Source organism: Mesobacillus maritimus (assembly GCF_044803185.1).
Classification (GTDB): Bacteria; Bacillota; Bacilli; order Bacillales; family Cytobacillaceae; genus Mesobacillus_B; species Mesobacillus_B maritimus_B.
In genome coordinates this window covers 3,448,183-3,464,437 of record NZ_CP085225.1, presented here as the reverse complement: position 1 = coordinate 3,464,437, position 16,255 = coordinate 3,448,183, and the positions used below count along the sequence as shown (strand labels likewise).

At 39.7% G+C, this 16,255-nt stretch carries 19 protein-coding genes and 1 riboswitch; of the genes, 16 read left to right on the top strand and 3 right to left on the bottom strand.

Annotated features, from left to right (window positions below; translation table 11 throughout):
- Positions 1-91: 91 nt before the first annotated feature.
- A riboswitch (cobalamin riboswitch) is annotated at positions 92-273 on the top strand.
- Positions 274-439: 166 nt separating this feature from the next.
- The 8 genes from metE (at position 440) to LG336_RS16655 (ending at position 7,069) form a co-directional block, all read left to right on the top strand.
- Complete coding sequence (gene metE, locus LG336_RS16690) at positions 440-2,731, top strand: 5-methyltetrahydropteroyltriglutamate--homocysteine S-methyltransferase (RefSeq protein ID WP_404328611.1); 2,292 nt, start codon at positions 440-442, stop codon at positions 2,729-2,731.
- A 397-nt stretch (positions 2,732-3,128) separates the two neighbouring features.
- Complete coding sequence (locus LG336_RS16685) at positions 3,129-3,563, top strand: DUF3888 domain-containing protein (RefSeq protein ID WP_404328610.1); 435 nt, start codon at positions 3,129-3,131, stop codon at positions 3,561-3,563.
- Between the two features lie 32 nt (positions 3,564-3,595).
- Positions 3,596-3,979, top strand: coding sequence for a VOC family protein (locus LG336_RS16680; RefSeq protein ID WP_404328609.1), 384 nt, complete (start codon positions 3,596-3,598; stop codon positions 3,977-3,979).
- A gap of 272 nt (positions 3,980-4,251) precedes the next feature.
- A complete protein-coding gene (locus LG336_RS16675) occupies positions 4,252-4,698 on the top strand; it encodes a CBO0543 family protein (protein WP_404328608.1) in 447 nt (148 codons plus the stop codon).
- A 319-nt stretch (positions 4,699-5,017) separates the two neighbouring features.
- Positions 5,018-5,311, top strand: coding sequence for a hypothetical protein (locus LG336_RS16670; RefSeq protein ID WP_404328607.1), 294 nt, complete (start codon positions 5,018-5,020; stop codon positions 5,309-5,311).
- Between the two features lie 42 nt (positions 5,312-5,353).
- Positions 5,354-5,728: a nuclear transport factor 2 family protein gene (locus LG336_RS16665; protein WP_404328606.1), complete on the top strand. Its 375-nt coding sequence runs from the start codon at positions 5,354-5,356 to the stop codon at positions 5,726-5,728.
- 302 nt (positions 5,729-6,030) lie between these two features.
- Positions 6,031-6,483 carry an SRPBCC family protein gene (locus LG336_RS16660; RefSeq protein ID WP_404328605.1) on the top strand — a complete coding sequence of 151 codons (453 nt, stop codon included), beginning with the start codon at positions 6,031-6,033 and terminating at the stop codon, positions 6,481-6,483.
- Positions 6,484-6,673: 190 nt separating this feature from the next.
- Positions 6,674-7,069: a VOC family protein gene (locus LG336_RS16655; protein ID WP_404328604.1), complete on the top strand. Its 396-nt coding sequence runs from the start codon at positions 6,674-6,676 to the stop codon at positions 7,067-7,069.
- Between the two features lie 188 nt (positions 7,070-7,257).
- Here LG336_RS16655 and LG336_RS16650 read toward each other — a convergent pair whose 3' ends face one another.
- Positions 7,258-7,629, bottom strand: coding sequence for a VOC family protein (locus LG336_RS16650; RefSeq protein WP_404328603.1), 372 nt, complete (start codon positions 7,627-7,629; stop codon positions 7,258-7,260).
- Positions 7,630-7,892: 263 nt separating this feature from the next.
- Between LG336_RS16650 and LG336_RS16645 the strand changes: the two genes are divergently transcribed.
- Positions 7,893-8,459: a DUF7010 family protein gene (locus tag LG336_RS16645; RefSeq protein WP_404328602.1), complete on the top strand. Its 567-nt coding sequence runs from the start codon at positions 7,893-7,895 to the stop codon at positions 8,457-8,459.
- An 83-nt stretch (positions 8,460-8,542) separates the two neighbouring features.
- Here LG336_RS16645 and LG336_RS16640 read toward each other — a convergent pair whose 3' ends face one another.
- Entirely contained in the window at positions 8,543-9,013 is a 471-nt protein-coding gene (locus LG336_RS16640) for a tRNA (cytidine(34)-2'-O)-methyltransferase (RefSeq protein WP_404328601.1), read from the bottom strand.
- A gap of 103 nt (positions 9,014-9,116) precedes the next feature.
- Complete coding sequence (locus LG336_RS16635) at positions 9,117-9,542, bottom strand: hypothetical protein (RefSeq protein WP_404328600.1); 426 nt, start codon at positions 9,540-9,542, stop codon at positions 9,117-9,119.
- Positions 9,543-9,806: 264 nt separating this feature from the next.
- On the opposite strand from LG336_RS16635, the gene LG336_RS16630 reads away from it, so the two are divergent.
- The 7 genes from LG336_RS16630 (at position 9,807) to LG336_RS16600 (ending at position 16,214) form a co-directional block, all read left to right on the top strand.
- Positions 9,807-11,123 (top strand): SPFH domain-containing protein, encoded by a 1,317-nt coding sequence (locus LG336_RS16630; RefSeq protein ID WP_404328599.1) that lies wholly within the window; start codon positions 9,807-9,809, stop codon positions 11,121-11,123.
- A gap of 22 nt (positions 11,124-11,145) precedes the next feature.
- Positions 11,146-12,225 (top strand): hypothetical protein, encoded by a 1,080-nt coding sequence (locus LG336_RS16625; protein ID WP_404328598.1) that lies wholly within the window; start codon positions 11,146-11,148, stop codon positions 12,223-12,225.
- Positions 12,219-13,058, top strand: coding sequence for a TPM domain-containing protein (locus tag LG336_RS16620; RefSeq protein WP_404328597.1), 840 nt, complete (start codon positions 12,219-12,221; stop codon positions 13,056-13,058). Before LG336_RS16625 ends, LG336_RS16620 begins: the two co-directional genes overlap by 7 nt.
- 240 nt (positions 13,059-13,298) lie before the next feature.
- Complete coding sequence (locus tag LG336_RS16615; protein ID WP_404328596.1) at positions 13,299-13,730, top strand: ester cyclase; 432 nt, start codon at positions 13,299-13,301, stop codon at positions 13,728-13,730.
- Positions 13,731-14,136: 406 nt separating this feature from the next.
- Entirely contained in the window at positions 14,137-14,310 is a 174-nt protein-coding gene (locus LG336_RS16610; RefSeq protein WP_404328595.1) for a hypothetical protein, read from the top strand.
- Positions 14,311-14,413: 103 nt separating this feature from the next.
- Positions 14,414-14,776, top strand: coding sequence for a hypothetical protein (locus LG336_RS16605; protein WP_404328594.1), 363 nt, complete (start codon positions 14,414-14,416; stop codon positions 14,774-14,776).
- Positions 14,760-16,214 (top strand): RNA-guided endonuclease InsQ/TnpB family protein, encoded by a 1,455-nt coding sequence (locus LG336_RS16600; RefSeq protein ID WP_404333200.1) that lies wholly within the window; start codon positions 14,760-14,762, stop codon positions 16,212-16,214. The genes LG336_RS16605 and LG336_RS16600 overlap by 17 nt, the downstream gene beginning before the upstream one ends.
- Positions 16,215-16,255: the final 41 nt, after the last annotated feature.

Sequence of the window (16,255 nt, the reverse complement as noted above, 5' to 3'; positions counted from 1 at the left end):
CTTCGTCCATCTTTGGGGATTTGATGCCTATATTCCGAAATTCAGAAAATTATGTACAAGTTCAAGTGAATATGGTATATTGTTGAAAATTACATATCGTGTAAGAGTTGGTGCCAAGCTAAGGCTTGGCTTAAAAGGGAAGAACGGTGTGAATCCGTCGCTGTCCCGCAACTGTAAATCGGAGTGAATCACAAATACCACTGTCATAGGATGGGAAGGTGTGAGGAGCGTTGATGATAAGCCAGGAGACCTGCCATACTCTAGTACACACCAAATACCTACGTGGAAATAGGTGGTGACCATTTTTGTACGACAAGCGAGTTAGAAGTAACATGTGTTTTTTAGCATACTTTTTAACTTGAATGTAGAGCCATTTCCTTCCTGGAGATGGCTTTTTTGTATTTGGAAAAATGTAAATAAAAATTTGGGAGGACATGAAATGAAGTTGGTAAGTACAGTCATTGGCTATCCGTACATTGGGGAAAATCGGGAGTGGAAGCGTTGTGTTGAGTCTTTTTGGAAGGGGGGCATAACCGAAGCGGAATTTCTTTCAGACATGAAAAAGATTCGTTTAGATCATTTGAAGCGACAGGCTTCATTTGGGGTTGATTTGTTGACGGTTGGAGACTTTACTTTTTATGACCGGATGCTTGACCAGGCTGCTATGTTTGGGCTAGTTCCTACTCGCTATAAATGGACAGGAGGAACAGTCGACCTGACAACGTATTACGCTATGGCTCGCGGGGCAAAGGATGTTGTTGCCTGTGAAATGACCAAATGGTTTAACACGAATTACCACTATATCGTCCCGGAGTACGAGGATAGTTCGATGAAGGTAACGAAAAACTACCTTCTGGATTATTTTAATGAAGCAAAAGAAGAAGTAGGCTTGATTACAAAGCCTACCATCATTGGTCCATATACGTTTGTCCAATTATCTAAAGGATATGATGATACATCCAAAGCTTCGTTTTATTTAAAACTACTGCCACTCTATGTACAAGTATTGCAGCAACTGGTAGACGCAGGGGCAAACTGGATTCAAGTAGAGGAACCTGCTTTAGTCTTTTCCATGAGTGAGGACGAGATAAAACTAGTAAAATTTATTTACACGCAATTAGCGGAAGAAGTACCAGCAGCAAAAATCATGCTACAAACCTATTTTGAAGGATTATCAGCCTTTGAAGAGTTATCTAGATTGCCAGTTTCAGGGCTTGGCCTGGATTTTGTACATGGCAGAAAAGGAAATATGGCTTCACTCCATAAATACGGCTTCCCTCAAGATAAAGTTTTAGGGATAGGCGTAGTCAACGGACGCGATATATGGAGAACCAATCTGGCTGAGCAAGCCTTGGATGCAAAGGCTGTTTTATCCTTGAGCGGAGTGAAGGAGGCCTGGATTCAGTCTTCATGCAGCTTGCAGCATGTACCTGTGACGACCACTTCAGAAAATGAACTAGATCCTGTACTAAGGAATGCTTTGTCATTTGCCGACGAGAAAATCGTTGAACTAACACAATTAAAATCTTATATATGTGATGTGGATTGGGACGGAAATAAAAGTGTTTCACAAAGCATGCTCGCTAATCAAGCCATTGCCCTGCATGAGGCAAGAAAGAATAAACGCGTGAAGGAGCTTGTTTCGCAAGTAAAGACGGAACATTTTACAAGACCGCTAGCTTTTAAGGAACGACAAGTGTTGCAAAAAGAAGTACTTCATTTGCCTTATTATCCGACCACGACAATCGGCAGTTTCCCACAGTCTGATGAAGTAAAACGCACGCGCAGAGCATGGCGAAATCATGAAATAACAGATGCTGCTTATGATGAGTTTGTACAGAAGGAAATGGCCCGGTGGATTAGCATCCAAGAAGCGATTGGTCTGGATGTCTTGGTTCATGGCGAGTTTGAACGTACCGACATGGTGGAATACTTTGGTGAAAAGCTGAGCGGTTTTGCTTTTACAGAAAAAGCCTGGGTCGTCTCTTATGGTTCGCGTTGTGTAAAGCCGCCGATTATTTATGGAGACGTCGAGTGGACTGTGCCGATGACGGTAAAGGAAGTAGTAGAGGCACAAAAATGGACGTCAAAGCATGTCAAAGGCATGTTAACAGGGCCTGTAACGATTTTAAATTGGTCCTTTGTTCGTAATGATATCTCCCGAAAAGAAGTAGCCAACCAAATTGCCTTAGCACTAAGAGAGGAAATTAAGGCCTTAGAAGAAGCAGGAATTTCAATTATTCAAGTTGATGAACCTGCCTTACGGGAGGGCTTGCCACTGCGTAAAGAACATTGGAACGAATATTTGGAATGGAGCGTTCAGGCATTTAAACTAGCTACATCAAGTGTGAAAAATGAAACGCAGATTCATACGCATATGTGCTACTGTGAATTTAATGATTTTATCGAACCAATTCGTGCGCTTGATGCAGATGTTCTTTCCATTGAAACGTCCAGAAGTCATGGTGAATTGATTCAATCTCTGAAACGTAACCCATATGAATTGGGAATCGGTTTAGGAGTTTATGATATTCATAGTCCTCGTGTGCCAAGTGTCGAAGAAATTGAGAACATCTTAAATGATAGCCTGCAGGTTATTCCCAAGGAACAGTTCTGGGTTAATCCTGATTGTGGATTGAAAACCCGTAAAGAAGAGGAAACGATTGCTTCTCTTAAAAATATGGTAAAAGCCGCAAAGAAATTGCGTCAAGAGCAACAACAAAGCGTCTAGAAAGAAGGGGGAGGGAAGGAGGGTCCGTCCTTTTTCCTCTTGTCTTTGCTATTTAAATACACTAAGAAGCAGGGAGAAGCCCCCTGCTTTTTACTATTTCGGCTCTGTTATAGGGCCATCGTAAAGCTCCCAACGATTGGTTTGAGATTGCTTTCAAAAAGTGATATCTGTATAGTTTAAAATAAATAGAGTAAATATTCGAAGGAAGGGAAATTCAAGCAGGGCTTGTTTTACCGAATGCATGTATTCGAATTGAAAATACCGTCGCTCAGACAGAGGAAAAATGAAATGAAGGCAAAGACTGTTTTCAAAAGAAGCATGAGGACGTATTCTAAGAACGTGATAAGAGTTTCATTCGTAGGGAAAGATAGGGTCATAACTTTTTAGGAGAAATGATATGAAAAAAGCTATGTCAGTATTTCTTTTCCTTACAATTATATTGACTTACCAAATCCCTCATCCTGCTGGAAAAACAAATCATTTTTCAGATACAAAAGAATTGCTTTATCAAGATATGTTGATGACTTTGTTGGGGCCAGAAATTGATTGTAAAGTAAACGACTACTATTCAAAAATAATCAATGTAGAGCCGACTGTGTATCCGTATCAAATCGAGGTAATTAAGGCCGAAAGAATCGGGGAAGATCGCACATTTCACTTTTTGCTGGTTCTTGATGTAGCCCCTGTTGTTGGTCCCCATATACAAGTTGGCATAGACCGATTCACATTTGAGCTAGCACCCGGCATTAACCAGAGTCAATATAAACTAGTAAAGTTCGAGCATCTTGAAACTTTTGAACTTCCTACTCATTGGAAACACATTTATAGATGAAATAAGCCACACGTCAAAGGAGACAAGCCAGTATGAAAATAATTGTTACGAGTCTATTTGTGCAAGATCAAGACAAGGCATTGGCGTTTTATTCTGAAAAACTCGGATTTGTAAAGAAGGAGGACGTACCAGTAGGAGAATACAGGTGGATAACACTAGTATCCCCAGATGACCCAAACGGTACTGAGCTCTTACTCGAACCGAACGCCCATCCTGCCGCAAAGGAATATCAGCAGAAAATATCAGCTGAGGGCATCCCAGCAACGATGTTTGGCGTGCCAGATATACACAAAGAATACAAGCGACTAATAGACGAAGGCGTTAAATTTACGATGGAACCGACCAAAATGGGCGACGTCACGATTGCGGTCTTCGATGATACATGTGGAAACCTTATTCAAATTGTTGAGAAGTAAAAAGCCTGGGATCTGCCATATGCTGAGGAGCACAGGGTACGTCCCCAGTGCTTTTTTTCATTTATACGAAAAATTTTTTATATTGATCCTGTTTATTACCAATACTAGCTTTAAAGAGAAGCAGGAGTGAGAGGACCATGTTGGTGACCAAGGAGCAAGCCAAAAGACTAAATGAGATTTTGGAATTACAGGAGAAGGTTGTTTCCATGTGGCTGGATTATTGGTAGGAATTCTCACATGCAGGGACAGGCCCATTCTGGGTCATTTTTTTGATGTTAGTGGTACCTCTTGTTCTCAATTATTTTAAAATTGATCGAACAAAGGTCTTTCAAATTGGATTTTATGGATTTAATATACATACTTGGTTTACTTATTCGGATGCAATCGCCATGAGGACAGGGCACGTATATTATCCCTTTCAGGTCATCCCGATTATGCCAGTGAACTTTGCTTTAGATGCCTCTTTGGTTCCTGTCACCTTTATGTTGGTGTATCAGTGGTGTATCAATAACAATAAGAATGTATTCCTTTATGGTGTACTAACAAGTGCTTTTTTCTCTTTCTTTTTCAAGCCGGTCTTGGCTTCTTGGGATTTAATCAAGCTTGATAAAGGGATGAATTATTTTTATCTATTTCTAAACTATTTGGGGATTTTACTGATGGCGATCGTATTAACTAGGGTCTTCATCTACTTAAAAAATCATCCTAAAACAAAATGAATCATAAGGTATGCCCAAAGTGCTAGACCGAAAAAGTATTGCTTTCAAAGCAATACCTTGTTTTATTTTGCATATAAAAAAAAGAGCTATCCTGCCAACTAATTGTCATTTTGCAAAACTGATTCGCATTCTTGCGAATAATAGCATCTATGCAAAAAAACAAAACTGAAAAAGCTGGATAAATAAGGGCGTGCAACTTGGCACGCTTTTTGCATTATAGATAGGCAAGACAAAGGAGGGAGAAATCTTGGTGAATTTTACCTTTAGTGATGAACAAGAATATTTTCGGGATATGTCACAGGGCAGGTGTTTTCGGTCAATGGGGTACATAGTATGGTGTGAAGCAGGAAGCTCGGCTACGTACTGTGCTTCCATGAAGTATGGGGCGGAGCTTCATTTAATCAAAAGAAATGCGTATGACTATAGTGTTGAGGATGTCGTTGAATCCAAACACCCAGATTTTGATCTTTTAATGGTTCATGAACAAAAGGAGCGTAAGGAAATTTTTGCTTCCAAAGGAAAAGCTGTGATACATGTTCGTTATCATGGGTATGCGGATATAAACTCATTAATTGAAAACACAGAAGAGAAAATTAATTACATATTAGAATAGTGAAATAACAAGGACATTTCTATATCGAAAGGATGATAGGTAATGAAGAATTCTTTAAAAGAGAAGGCTGTTTCGTTTTTGCAATTGGTTGCATCGGGGGAAGTCCGCCAAGCATACCAAAGGTACATTGGTCCAGAATTCCGCCATCATAATCCCTTTTTCCGTGGGGATGCTGACTCTCTTATGCTTGCAATGGAAGAAAATGCTACCAAGAACCCTCAAAAAGTCCTTGAGGTAAAAAGAGTTATCGGAGAAGGTGATGTTGTGGCGGTTCACTCCCATGTAAAGCAAAACCAAGATGACCTTGGGGGAGCAGTGGTTCATATCTTCCGCTTTCATAACTCCCTTATAGCAGAGTTATGGGATGTGGGTCAGGCAATACCGGAAAATTCCCCCAATGAGAATGGTGTGTTCTGAAGTTGTTGTTATGCAAACGGGTTTTCGTTAAAAAAGGGTTACTCTGGTAGCCCTTTTCTAATTTTGAAAGAAATATTGTGAAGGGAACGGTGTCTGCCCCCAGTATGGTAAAGCATTAACGCATTAGTAAAGCGGGGGGACTGACCCCAAAATATTGAGGAGCATGGGGTACGTCTCGGGGTACGTCCCTTTGCTTCTGCACCAAAGAAGGAATAAAGATAGGGTGTGTTGAACTATAAGTAACACGAGTTGTACTGTGTACGTGCTTCGGTAAAAAAATTGGATAAAAGGGGGATTTGATCTTGAGCATACGTTTTGAAGTGAAAAGAACTGCCAAGCTATCTAGAGAAAATGTGTATGAAGGTTTGATTGACCTTGATGAAGCTAAAAAGTGGATGCAAGGGTTCGTCGGGATTCAACGGTTGGATGATGGCCCAATGAAAGTAGGAAGTCAGTGGAAGGAAACAAGAAAGATGTTTGGAAAAGAGTCTTCAGAGCACTTTGAAGTGGTTGAATTAAATGAACCAACTAAAATTGTGCTTCGTTGTGATGGAACAAAAGGGACAACTGGGAAAGGGGAATTTGTGTTTACATACACGCTTACTTCATTGGATGATCATACAGAGATTACCTTGGACGGGGAGATTAATGGACTTACTGGTTTAACGAAATTGCTCGGTAAAATGATGGCCGGAAGCTTTAAAAAGGCCTGTACGAAAGATCTAGATGCATTGATTCACCATTTGCAGAAATGAATGAGTAGATAGAACCATATCAATAGGTTAAAGCTGTAGGTTGTACAAATTGGATACAGACATTAATAATAATTGAATAAATTTCCATATTTACTACGATAATGGAGAAGGAAATCAAAAGTAGTAGTAGGAAATTCTACTATTTCAATATCTAGGAGCATCCAATGCTCTTAAAAACTAGGAGGTAGGAATGGGAAGATTAGTGCATTTTGAAATTCATGTAGATGACATGGAGCGAGCAAAAAAATTTTATGGAGAAGTTTTTGGGTGGACCTATGAAGATTATAGCGAGTTTGCAGGCATGCCGTATTTTGGAGCTGTGACTGGCGATGACAAAGAGCCTGGAATTAACGGTGCGTTGATGAAACGTCAAGGTCCTCCACCACAACCCGGACAAGCATTGAATGGCTATGCATGTACAATGGGAGTAGAAGATTACGATTCCATTGAAGCAAAGATTCTTGCCAATGGTGGACAAGTGGCTATGCCAAAATATGCTCTACCTGGAATGGCGTGGCAGGGGTATTATATTGATACCGAAGGAAATATATTTGGCATCCATCAACCAGACGAGAACGCCAAATAGAATCTCTGCCTAATAAAGCTTTAATAAAAGTGATTACTTAAAACTGAAAGCAATTATCTAAAGGCAAAATTACGTACCTGACCCTAGATGGACAGTAGCATTTACGTTTATTAGGGGCAGGCAAGTTTTTATGTATTAAACTTCGATTCTATCCACGGAAGAAGAACCGGTTTTTATAAGCCTAATAATCATCGGTGTTGATCGATTAAAATCTGATTCCCGTCTGGATCTTCAAGGGTTAAATATGCTGGCCCCTCACTTGCTTCATCTGCCTCAGACAATATCTTTATTCCTTTTTCTTTAAGTTGTGCTTGAAGGTCTCGAACATCAGTAAACGAATCAATGTTTTCAGCATTTTGATTCCATCCTGGGTTAAAAGTCAGGATGTTCTTCTCAAACATTCCTTGGAACAGTCCAATTACGCAATTTTCGTTCTTCATAATGAGCCAATTCTGGGAAATATCACCACCAAGGTCTTGAAAACCTAGGTTTTCGTAAAAAGATTTTGAAACTTTAATGTCTTTAACATTTAAGCTCACAGAAAACGCGCCTAATTTCATATGATTTTCCATCCTTTCATGCTCAAAAAAATACTTCCTAAATCAATTTGAAAATTTACATATTTCAAGTATAAATGACTGCTTAGAATTACTCAATATTTACCAATGAGGGTTGTAGGTTCAGTCGTCCAAGCTGTTTGTATCTGTAATTGACGACGGAAGGGGTTTCAAACCGATTGTCCATATAGAAAATAATGGAAATGCCTTAGGGAACTTGTTATAGTGAAAGTAGTTAGAAAAATCAGATTCAAAGGGGTGCGGCTATGTCGAAAACTCTTGAAAACTTACAATCTGAAATCATTTCAGAATCGAAAAAAGGCTATCCAATCTTGCTTTCGGGTTCAATTGTGTTTTTAATTTTTGCGTTTCTCCCGTTCTTTTTACCAATGGAAGTTGTTTATTTAGTTTGGATTTTTGGATTAGCGGTCATCTTCCCATTTGGGTTATTACTCGGTAAACTCCTTGGGGTAAATCTTTTATCTACAAATAATCCGTTAGGGACTTTAGGGGGAGTGGTTGCCTTTCCGCAGGCTTTCTTTATTCCGGTCTTTATTATCGTTTATAAACATATTCCACAATACTTGCCCTTTACGATTGGATTACTTGGAGGCTCTCATTTCCTCCCATATATGTGGATTTATAAAAGCAAAGCCTACTTATTTGTCACCTTTGCGACTTGTCTAGCCTCCTTAATCCTTGGCGGTTGGTTTGTTAACCACGCGTTCACCCTTGTACCACTGGCTATCTTCCTTGTTTACGGATGGGGAGTCCTCTTCATATTGAAGGAACTAAAAGATGAAAAGGTTGTTCAAAATACCTTATCAATATAATGAAAGAAGGTAGAAGAAGGCTACAGGGACAGCCAACCCCTGGTTCCTAACAATAAAAAATCTTCCAATACGGAAGATTTTTTTTATTTTAAATTGGGAAATCCCTGTTGGCGCAAGGCCTCATACACCAAAATCGCAGCGGTACTTGAAAGGTTCAGGGAGCGAACATGTTGATTCATTGGGATTCTCAGGAAGTGGTCTTTATTGTCTTCTAGTAAATCTTTTGGTAAACCGGTTGTTTCTTTTCCAAACATAAAATAATGTTCTTTTGCCACATCACTGAAGTCGAAGCCTGAATGTGTTTTTTCACCAAACGTTTCAATATAGTAGAATTCACCTTGATTTTTTGAGAAAAAGTCATCTAATGAATCGTAATACGTGATATTTACAGAATGCCAGAAATCGATACCTGCTTTTTTCAACATTTCTTCATCTGTTGAAAAGCCAAGCGGTCGAATCAAATGCAAGGCCGTATCCGTTGCGGAACAAGTCAGTGCAATATTGCCAGTATTAGACGGAATATCTGGTTGATATAGTACAACATGTATTGCCAAGAATGGTCACCTCTATCTTTATTTTACCTCCCAAATTATAGCATAAAGAGCGAGAAGAGAAGCACTGTGTTTTAGTATGTACTTTGTTACTGGAATGACGATACTATTTATTCTCTGGAGCACTTGTATAGGCACTAAATGAATTGAGTACGAAAACAATGAAGGGATAAAAGAATAAAAAGCCCAAAATGATAATCCCATCGCCAGGACCGCCTTCATCTGCAGGGTTCGTTACAGGAAATAAAGAAGCAAAAATAAAAATAAAAAGAATGTGATACGGTAGCCAAAGTAGAACCGACCAAAAAGATGATTTTCGATTGTTTAGCAACTTTTTTGTGAAATAGAAAATGATTGAAGAAAGAAGGATAAAAGAAACGACTGCACTAATCCCCATTACCATCCAAACAACATTCAAATTCCATCCAGTTATTCTACTAATCCGCAGAACATTTAACAAGAGTTCTATAGGGATCAAAAGCATAAGAGCATACAAAATACTTATCCCATTAATTTTAAAAAAAGTCTTCATTCTCTTCCCCCGAGAAATCTTTAATCTTTATGTAATTTTTACAATTCTTATTATTCTAACATATACTTCCGGTTGATAAATTTAAAGAGGCAAAATGATTTACTTTCATATAATCAATCCGTTCCTGAACAGAAATTTTTGCTTGGTGATCGGCTTTTTCCCATAATTTTCCAGCTACCACATGTTATACTGAAAGAGATTGAAACCTTTTATTCATTTATACAGTAGAACTTATAAAAGAAAAAGATATGAGGGGGAGTTTTCATGGGAATTATTAAAGCCGCGGTGGATGCTGTTCGTGGAGGTTTTGCGGATCATTGGTTGGAAGTAATTGAGCCGCAAAGCATGAGTGATTCAACGGTGATGTCGGTTGGGGTGAAAGTGCGCGCCAAAGATAAACGGAATCATAATAAAAAAGGGACGGATACAACGATTTCGAACGGTTCGATTATTCATGTCCACCCGAACCAATTTATGCTGTTGGTTGATGGCGGAAAAATTATTGATTACACCGCTGAAGAAGGATATTACCAAGTGGTTAATTCGTCGATGCCTTCGGTCTTTAATGGGCAACTAGATGAGGCGGTTAAAGAGACGTTCAACCGAATCAAGTTTGGTGGCGTGCCGTCTTCTTCCCAAAAAGCGTATTTTATCAATTTACAAGAAATCAAAGGAATCAAGTTTGGGACCCGGAATCCGATTAACTATTTTGATAACTTTTATAATGCAGAGTTGTTTTTACGGGCGCATGGATCGTATTCGATTAAAATTGTTGATCCGCTTAAATTCTTTGAAGAAGCGATTCCAAGAAATAAAAGTATCGTAGAAATTCAGGAAATCAATGCTCAATATTTGTCTGAGTTTATGAATGCGTTGCAAACGGCAATCAACCAAATGTCGAGTGACGGCATTCGGATTTCCTTTGTGGCTTCGAGGGGCATGGAACTAGCGAAATATATGTCCAATGTGTTAGATGAAGATTGGACACGAATGCGCGGAATGCAGGTCGAATCGGTCGGGATCAACAGCATTACGTATGATGAACAATCGCAAAAACTCATCAATATGCGTAACCAAGGGGCGATGCTTCAGGACCCATCCGTCCGGGAAGGGTATGTTCAAGGTTCGATTGCGCGCGGATTGGAAGCGGCTGGATCGAATGAAGGTGGCGCGATGAATGGGTTTGTCGGCATGGGAATGGGCATGCAGGGAGCGGGAGGTTTTACCCAAAGTGCTGCTGAAACGAACCGCTATCAAATGCAGCAACAAGCACAGCAAAATCAGCAGGCTAACCAAGCTCATCAAGCTCAACAAGGGCATGCTCAGCCAGCTAAAAACAGTGCTGACGCTTGGCAATGTTTTTGTGGCCATTCTAATGAAGGCAAGTTCTGTTCAGATTGTGGTACAGCAAAACCGCAAAACGATATGTGGACATGTGAATGTGGCAATGAAAACAGCGGCAAGTTCTGTTCCAATTGTGGAAATAAAAAGCCAGAAGCCCTTTCTTGTGGTCAATGTGGATTCACTCCTTCAGCAGATGTAAACATGAAGTTCTGTCCAGAATGTGGAAACAAATTTTAGGCCGATAAAGAGGTGAATGGGCATGGGTGTTATTGTTTACAAATGTATCAATTGTGGCGGTCCACTGGCGTTTAAGGCGGAAACGCAAAACTGGACATGTGATTATTGTCTGAGTGAATTTAGTGAGCAAGAAGTTCGTGATTTTATCCAAAACGAGCAAGCGCAAGCAGAGGCGGAAACGAGTTCAGCGGTACTAGAAGAGCATCAGCTGCAAGACCAGGAGTTTCAGGAAAAAGCGATGGGTTATACGTGCCAAAGTTGCGGCGCGGAAATTGTGACCGATGACACGACAGCGGCGACGTTCTGTTATTACTGTCATAATCCGACCATCATTCCGCGCAGGTTGGAAGGAGAATATCGTCCGGAAAAAGTGATTCCGTTTAAATTCAATCGTGAGAAAGCGACGGAGTTGTTTGTGGACTGGTGTAAGAAAAAACCATTGCTTTCGAAACAGTTCACCTCCACTTCGGAGCTTGAAAAATTGTCGGGCATTTATGTGCCGTTTTGGTTGTTCGATTGCAATTCAAATGGAGAAATCAGCGGGGATGCAACGAGGGTTCGGACGTATATAAGTGGCGATACGCGTTATACGGAAACGAAATATTATCATGTGTACCGCGAAGGGAAAGCGATTTTCCGTGATGTGCCTGCCGATGGTTCGAAAAAAATGGATGATGAGCTGATGAGTATTCTTGAGCCATACGACTACAAAGATCTTACCGATTTTTCGATGTCGTATTTGTCGGGCTACTTAGCGGAGAAATACGATATGGACCAAAACGATGTGTATGGCAGAGTGTCCGGGTTGATTCGCGACAACATGAATTCGTTGCTGCGAGAAACGATAAGAGGCTATAGTACGGTGAATATCAAGGATACGGATATAAAAATGAAGAATGTTGGAGCGGCCTATGTGCTGTTGCCGGTGTGGATGTTCACGTACCAATTTAAAGGTAAAACGTATATGTTTGCGATGAACGGGCAGACCGGGAAAATCGCGGGTAAATTGCCGATTAGTGCAGGGCGAGCGGCTTCATGGTTTAGCGGAGTATCAGCGGCAACGTTTGCGGCCATGTTGATTGGAGGGCAATTTTTATGGTGAAAATAAAAAAATCCTTCCTGCTGCTGGGGTTGCTGGTGGTGCTTCTGTTTGCGGTAGGCACCAATGTGCTCGCTTCTTATGAAAAAGTATACGATGAGGCCGGTTTATTTTCGGAAGAAGAACGAGTTGACATCAATGACCAGGCAATCAGTTTAAGCGAACAAACCGAAATGGATATCGTGATTGTCACGACAAATGATAGTCAGGGGAAATCGTCGAGTGACTATGCGCTAGATTTTTATGAAGAGCATGGGTTTGGCTATGAAGGCACACTCGACGGGGTTCTGTATCTGTTAAATATGGATGAACGTGAAGTCTATATTTTTACTAGAGATAAGGGGACTGATTATATTGACGCCGTTAGAGTGGAAGAATTGCTCGATCGTGTATATCCGCCTTTAGGGGAAGAGAATTACCGTGAAAGTGCGCAAATCTTCCTGGAAGAAGTTGAGAGTATGATGGCGGCAGGTCCTCCGGTTCATGACACAGAAGAATCATCAGGTTATTCGGGTGAGTCGGGTTATGCTTATACAGAGGAAGATAGTTCTGCTAGCGACCTAAGCATGATTGAAAAACTAGGAATCTATTTGCTCATTTCGCTTGCGATTGGGGGAATTGTGATTGGGATAATGGCGATGGGCAATAGAGGACGTTCGACGGTCAACGCCCGAACGTATTTGCAAGATAATTCGTTCAGTGTTACGAGAAAACGAGATCAACATTACAATACAATCGTCACGCAGGTGAAAATTCCAAAGAACAACAACAGCGGCGGCGGAAGTACTTTTTCCGGCGGTGGCGGCGGAATCGGCGGCGGAGGACGGAAGTTTTAGGTTCATCGTTAGGTTGCGATACCGTGTAGAAAAAATACTAGGTTAAATCGGGTATAAAATCGGATGGGTTTTATATCCGGTTTTTCTTATAAACTAGTTTTTGCTGAGTACCTAAGAATTAAGAGGAAAAAGTTATCTGAGGATATTACAAAGGCTAGGCTAGTTCTCGATAGGATAGTAAAGTAAAGTACATAAACGAAGGGAAATATTTTAGTAGAGGTCAAGACTAGGGAGGCTACAATGATGATTAGCGGGGATAAAAGAATCATTGCTGAAAAATGGTTTAACGAATATTTTACCAAAGGCAATTTAGATATTTTGGACGAGCTTACGACAGAAGATTTTGTTTATCATGGAAGAAACGGGGACAATTCCAGGGAACAGATGAAAGCATTTATGCGATGGTATCGTAGTGTTTTTCACGATGATCAATGGGTACTAGAGGATTTAATTGAACAAGGGAATAAATTAGTGGTTCGCTATACCGGGTTGATGACGTATAAAGGGGGTTGGTTCAATATCCCTCCTGAAGGCCAACGAGTGAAGGAAACGGGCATAATGATTTTTACCATTAAGGACGGAAAGGTGAAAGAACTTTGGTGTGAGAATAGTGACGCGGCAATCTTGTATGAACTAGGGGCTTTACCGAAAGAAACCCATCAAACGTTTTAAATCAAGTTAATTGAAGGCTGTTTTCGTAAAGATTGTTGTTAAAATCTCAAAGCCGATTTTAATGCAAGATAAGCTATTTTGTAAGTTATAGGAAGTTTGCAAGCTCTTTTCTCATAATTGAAAGGCTACTTTATGGTGAAAAAAGCTTTATCCAACCTATTTTGTATCCAAGAGCAACAAAGTTGAGAAAAGAGCCTAATTGAAAGGATTACAACAAGACGCTTGGATCCTTTTCAATCCAAGCGTCTTGCTGTAACCTCGTAACTTCTTTATAAAAGTTCTTCTCTTGAAGAGTGTTGCTTTCCGATATAAACCACAATCTTTCCGAAAACAGCCTTATGAAATGCGTTAATTGTGAGTAATTCTGGAAATAATAGGGATAAATATCTTGAAAAAGGAGTCTGCTATGAAACAGCCGTTTGAGTATAATCCGATCTTTTATAATGAAGTGATTTATTATTTAGAACAAAAGTGGAAGCGCCCTCTAAATGAGCATGAAAAACATGTACTGATTGAAGGCTACAAGTATGGAAGGTTGGTTGAGACAGAGAATCAGGTTCACATTGGCCTCCCTAATTAAGGGGGCTGATTTTTTTGGGAAAGAAAATAAAAAAATTGAGATACCTTATAAGTTCGCATGTATAATATAAAAGTGCTAATATTTTCCATGAACTAGAGAAGGGATGAACAATTCGCCAATCACAGGAAAAGACCGAATCCTAACAATTGACATCATTCGTGGTTTCGCTTTGTTTGGAATCTTTTTGGTCAATATGCCAGCGTTCCATTCCCCGGTATTTATGAAGTCTTTTTATGGGCAGGGAGTCGAATATTCGGGGATTGATTACTGGGTAGATGTATTTTTTTCATTGTTCGTAGAGATGAAGTTCTTTACGATATTTTCATTTTTGTTTGGACTTGGTTTATTTATTTATATTATAGTTGTTCGCCAGAACACTCGTTATTTTAGTGATGAGATGAATGGCGAACGGTTTTGTTTTAGACAGAACATTTGTTTTGGTATAAACTATAAACAAAGGAGGTGAAATGATGTATAACACCCAACAAATACTTATTAAAAAAGGCCATCGATTCTATGAATATTGTGACCGTATGACGTTTTCGGCTAAGAATCTTTTCAATGCAACAAACTTTCACATCCGACAGGTTTTCACTGCTTTTGAAAAAGAAAAAGAGCTACAGCCTTTGCAAAAAGAGGTCTTCGACCTCATAGAAAAACACCTGTCCGAAATGAATGAAATAAAAATAAAAACAGTAGAAAAGAAGCGTGAAAAGGAGTCAAAAAAGCCTATCGACCAACGAAAAGAAATAAAAGATGCGACTTTGTTTAAGTGCCCTACTCCTGATAAAAAGTTGGTTAACTACGGTTTTTTAGATGGCCTATTCAAAGTGTCGGGGAATAAGGATTATCTTGCGTTACCCGGTCAGGTCAATCAGCAAGTTATGCGAATGGTCTTTCAAAATTGGAAATCCTTTTTCGGTAGTCTGAAAGACTACAAAGTGAATCCTCAAAAATATACAGGCAGGCCTAAATTACCGAAGTATGCACCAAAGAATGCAAGGAAAGAATGTGTATTTTCGAATCAGGTATGCACGTTTCAAGACGGAAAACACCTGAAATTCCCTCTTACCAAAGAAAAGTTAAATGTCGGGAAACTTGGTTTAAAGGGGAAACTCCAACAAGTAAGGATTATCCCTAAATACGGAGAATACACAGTCGAAGTAATTGTTAAAGTGGAAGATAAAAAGCATGTAGAATTAGATGAAAAGCATGTTATGGGCATTGATCTTGGTGTAGATTGCCTTGCAACCATGGTCGATAATACAGGGGCTGCACCTGTAATTATCAAGGGCAAAGCAATAAAGAGTATCAATCAATACTATAATAAGCAACGCGCTCATTACTACAGTGTCTTACGACACGGCCACGGTCCGAAGGAAGGTAATTTCCATAGTAACCAATTAACTCGGTTGGATCGCAAACGATTTTACAAAGTAAAAGATTACTTCCATAAAGCAAGTTATCAAATCGTTAAAACGGCGGTTGCACGAAAAGTGAGTACCATCGTTATTGGGGTTAATAAAGGTTGGAAAATAGAGGTGTCCATCAAGAAGAAGGATAAGCAAAATTTCAAATCCCTACCTCACTCAATATTAGTAAAGATGATTACGTACAAAGCTGAACAATATGGTATAGCAGTCAAACAACAAGAAGAAAGTTACACATCTAAAGCTAGTTTTGTGGATATGGATGAAATTCCAATCTATCAAAAAGGAGGTAAAACGAAAGTTTTGTTTAGTGGCCGTAGAGTAAAGCGAGGTTTGTATCTTACAAAAGAAAAAAGCTACATTCACGCAGATGTGAATGCAGCCGGAAATATCATACGAAAAGCAGTCCCTAACGCATTTGCTGAGGGGATAGAGGGCGTAGTGTCCCGCCCACTAATGTTAAGCATCGTTTAAATTTGATACATTAGAAACTCGTCACTTTAGTGATGAGAGGT

Coding starts and splice junctions, on each gene's coding strand:
- LG336_RS16645 (WP_404328602.1), top strand. CDS start 7,893: ATGTCGAAAACTCTTGAAAACTTACAATCTGAAATCATTTCAGAATCG.
- LG336_RS16665 (WP_404328606.1), top strand. CDS start 5,354: ATGAAGAATTCTTTAAAAGAGAAGGCTGTTTCGTTTTTGCAATTGGTT.
- LG336_RS16680 (WP_404328609.1), top strand. CDS start 3,596: ATGAAAATAATTGTTACGAGTCTATTTGTGCAAGATCAAGACAAGGCA.
- LG336_RS16635 (WP_404328600.1), bottom strand. CDS start 9,542: ATGAAGACTTTTTTTAAAATTAATGGGATAAGTATTTTGTATGCTCTT.
- LG336_RS16620 (WP_404328597.1), top strand. CDS start 12,219: ATGGTGAAAATAAAAAAATCCTTCCTGCTGCTGGGGTTGCTGGTGGTG.
- LG336_RS16670 (WP_404328607.1), top strand. CDS start 5,018: ATGGGGTACATAGTATGGTGTGAAGCAGGAAGCTCGGCTACGTACTGT.
- LG336_RS16625 (WP_404328598.1), top strand. CDS start 11,146: ATGGGTGTTATTGTTTACAAATGTATCAATTGTGGCGGTCCACTGGCG.
- metE (WP_404328611.1), top strand. CDS start 440: ATGAAGTTGGTAAGTACAGTCATTGGCTATCCGTACATTGGGGAAAAT.
- LG336_RS16615 (WP_404328596.1), top strand. CDS start 13,299: ATGATGATTAGCGGGGATAAAAGAATCATTGCTGAAAAATGGTTTAAC.
- LG336_RS16685 (WP_404328610.1), top strand. CDS start 3,129: ATGAAAAAAGCTATGTCAGTATTTCTTTTCCTTACAATTATATTGACT.
- LG336_RS16650 (WP_404328603.1), bottom strand. CDS start 7,629: ATGAAATTAGGCGCGTTTTCTGTGAGCTTAAATGTTAAAGACATTAAA.
- LG336_RS16605 (WP_404328594.1), top strand. CDS start 14,414: ATGAACAATTCGCCAATCACAGGAAAAGACCGAATCCTAACAATTGAC.
- LG336_RS16610 (WP_404328595.1), top strand. CDS start 14,137: ATGAAACAGCCGTTTGAGTATAATCCGATCTTTTATAATGAAGTGATT.
- LG336_RS16630 (WP_404328599.1), top strand. CDS start 9,807: ATGGGAATTATTAAAGCCGCGGTGGATGCTGTTCGTGGAGGTTTTGCG.
- LG336_RS16675 (WP_404328608.1), top strand. CDS start 4,252: ATGTTAGTGGTACCTCTTGTTCTCAATTATTTTAAAATTGATCGAACA.
- LG336_RS16655 (WP_404328604.1), top strand. CDS start 6,674: ATGGGAAGATTAGTGCATTTTGAAATTCATGTAGATGACATGGAGCGA.